This window comes from Nonomuraea terrae, from assembly GCF_004348995.1.
Taxonomy (GTDB): Bacteria; Actinomycetota; Actinomycetes; order Streptosporangiales; family Streptosporangiaceae; genus Nonomuraea; species Nonomuraea terrae.
Genome location: NZ_SMKQ01000390.1, coordinates 1 through 3,193, shown reverse-complemented (window position 1 = coordinate 3,193; position 3,193 = coordinate 1). Strand labels below are relative to the sequence as shown.

The window sequence follows — 3,193 nt, the reverse complement described above, 5'->3', positions numbered from 1 at the left end:
GTCCGGAGCGGCCCGCCCCTCCCGCAGCGCGTACGCCACCGCCTCCGCACGCTCCATCCCCGCGCCACGCCGCACCGCCGCCTCGAACGCCACACCGCCCAGCGCCTCACGCGTACGCCGCTCACAGGCGTCGTGGTAACCGGCCAGATGCCCGTACCCGGACAACGCCGCCCCCACCATCCCCCACACACCACTCACCACGCCCAGCAGCCGCGCCGCCCGCTGGTACTCCCGGCGCGAAGCCGCGATCCACGCCAGCACCTCGATCGTCAGCGCCTCACCCAGCACATCGCCCATCGACCGGTTGTAGTCCAGGCCCGCCCGCTCCAGCTCCGTGGCCCGCTCCAGCTCACCCTGCCGCCACAGCTCCACACCCAGCGCCGTCAGCGTGTACGCCTTGTGCCAGCGCTCACCGTACGCCTCGCACACCGCCAGGCACTCCTGCGCCGCCGCCACCGCCCGAGCCGACTCCCCCAGGAACGAATGCGCCAGCGACAACCGCGTCAACGTCAGCGCCAACGCCACCGGATCACCCGAGACACGGTGCAGCTCCAGAGCCTGCCGGTAGCACACGATCGCCTCCCGCGGCCGGCCCTCGACCATGGCGGCCATCCCGCAGAACATCGTCACGAAACCCAGCAGCGACTCATCGCCCAGCCGCTCACCGATGCGGCGGCCCTCCCGCAGCATCGCGTGCGCGGCCGGCACGTCCGCCTGCACCAGCGCCAGCCACGCCGCCGCCCACAACGCCCGCCCGCGCTCGGCCGGCGGGCCCGCACCACTCGCCAGCGCCCGCTCCAGCCAGTACCGGCCCTCGGCCAGGTAATAACTGGTGATCCAGTGATACAGCAGGTCGGCCGACATCACCACGCCGGCGCCGTACTGGCCCGGCGTCCCGAACGACCACTCCAGCGCCGCGCGCAGGTTCGCATGCTCGGCCTGCAACCGCCGGAACCACGCCAGCTGCGCCGGCCCGAACAACTTCTCCCGCGCCCGCGCCGCCAGCTCGCGGTAATAACCGGCGTGCCGGGCCCGCAACGCCTCCCGCCCGCCGGCGAAGGCCAGGTGCTCCCAGCCGAAGGCCCGCAACGTGTCGAGCATCCGATACCGTACGCCGCCGTCCGCGTGGTCCTCGCGCAGCAGCACGGACTTGTCCACCAGGCCGATCACCAGGTCGACGACCTCCTCGCGGGCGATCCCGTCCCCGCAGCAGACCGCCTCCGCCGCCTCCAGATCCAAGCCGTCGGCGAACACCGACGCCCGCTGCCACAGCAGCCGTTCCTTGTCCGAACACAGGCCGTAACTCCAGTCGATCAGCGCCCGCAACGTCCGGTGCCGGGGCAGCACGGCCCTGGACCCCGCCGTCAGCAGGCGAAAACGGTCATCCAGCCGTTCCAGCAGCTGCCGCGGCGACAACGCCCGCAACCGCACCGCCGCCAGCTCGATCGCCAGCGGCAACCCGTCCAGGCGGCGCACAATCCTGCGCACCACCTCGCCGTTGTCCTCGGTGACGGCGAACGACGGCAGCACCGCCCGCGCCCGCTCGGCGAACAGCCGCACCGCCTCGTTCTGCGTCAGCTCCTCCACCGACGACGACTCATCCTCGCCCGGCAGCGACAGCGGCGGCACCGCCAGCGCCTGCTCCCCCGCGATGCCCAGCGCCTGCCGGCTGGTGGCCAGGATCCGCACCTCAGGCGCCGCCCGCAGCAACGTCTCCGCCAACACCGCGCACGCGTCCAGCAGATGCTCGCAGTTGTCCAGAATGATCAGCGCCTGCTTGCCGCGCAGATACTCGGCCACCACCGCCAGCCGCGGATCCGTCGTCTCGTCGCGGATCTCCAGCGCCTCGGCCACCGCGTGCGCCAGCGACCCCGGGCACGACAGCGAGGCCAGCTCCACCAGCCACACCCCGTCGCGGAAGGCGCGCCGCATCTCATGACCGGCCCGCAACGCCAGCCGCGTCTTGCCCACCCCGCCCATGCCGGCCAGCGTCACCACCCTGGACGCGGCCAGCAGCTGCCTGACCTCGGCCACCTCGTGCCGACGCCCGACAAAACTGGTCACCTCGGCCGGAAGCCTGTCGTTGTGGCGCCCCCGGGAGGCGTTGGTCGTCCCCGCAGTCATCGTGTCTCGTACGACGAGGCCGGCGGGTCACCATGAGCGCCGTCACCCCGACGTAGGCACCCAGAGTATGCGCAGGTCACCGCCCGTGGGGATGCCGGTCAAGAAGCCACGGCGATATTTGGACAGCGCATGACGCGGCAGCGGCCAGGCCTTGACCAGCCCGCCGCCGACCCTTGACCGTCCGCCCCTACCCGAAAGCCGCGGCCCGTTCACACGGCCCGCCGGACAACGGCATCTCGAACCACACGACCTTGCCCCACCGGGTAGCGGAAGTGCCCCACGCCGCCGACAGCTCCTCCACCAGCGCCAGCCCTCGCCAGCCCTCGTCGTCCTCGGCGGCCGCGTGCCGCACCGGCAGCTGCTGAGAGCCGTCACCGACCTCGCAGCGCAACACCCCGTCGACCACCCACAGCGTCAGCAGCACCAGCCCCGCCGCGTGCCGCACCGCGTTCGTCACCAGTTCACTGGCCAGCAGCTCAGCCACATCGCACGCCTGGCTCCAGCCCCACACCAGCAACTGACCGCGCACCAGATGACGCGCCCACGTCACCGACACCGGCCACGGCGGCAACGTCCACGTCGCCCCCGCCACGGAGCAGTCCTCCGGCTGCTGCTCGTCGGCGCCCTGCGCCGTCGTGGTGCTCCGGCACGTGTCCTGGCGCGCCTGCGGAGGGCACCTGTCGCGGTCTCCGTCGTCCATGGACAGGCGGGCAGGCTGATCATGGCACATGCTGATCGTCCTCGCTGGTCGGCGGATATCGCTTCACCACCGTCAGCCTGCCCGCAACCACACCACAGAAAGAGGACAAAAATCCCCATACAGCTACCTAATTTCCACTACCCAGGACGCACCGGCTGCCGCAACACCGTCCGCGGCCGAGGATCCGTGAACGGCGTCAGATAAACCTCATGATGCGGCCCGTTCACCACCAGACCACGCGCCGCCATGAACTCCTCCATCACCTTCAACGACACATGCTCCTCGCTGTACGGCCCCTCATGCACCACCTGCACACACTCCCCCTCCGTGAACACCGACACCCGCACCCGATCCACCGCACCCCCACCC

3 protein-coding genes are annotated in these 3,193 nt (G+C 71.3%); all 3 read right to left on the bottom strand.

The features are described from left to right. A partial coding sequence (locus E1286_RS46660; protein ID WP_132623768.1) for an ATP-binding protein occupies positions 1-2,124 on the bottom strand: 2,124 nt, incomplete at its 3' end. 187 nt (positions 2,125-2,311) lie between these two features. Further along, positions 2,312-2,854: an ATP-binding protein gene (locus E1286_RS46655; protein WP_132623766.1), complete on the bottom strand. Its 543-nt coding sequence runs from the start codon at positions 2,852-2,854 to the stop codon at positions 2,312-2,314. A gap of 107 nt (positions 2,855-2,961) precedes the next feature. Then, a partial coding sequence (locus E1286_RS46650; protein WP_187368336.1) for a GyrI-like domain-containing protein occupies positions 2,962-3,193 on the bottom strand: 232 nt, incomplete at its 5' end.

Bases quoted from the DNA above. Each gene is read 5' to 3' on its own strand.
- E1286_RS46655 (WP_132623766.1), bottom strand. From the start codon at position 2,854: ATGTGCCATGATCAGCCTGCCCGCCTGTCCATGGACGACGGAGACCGC.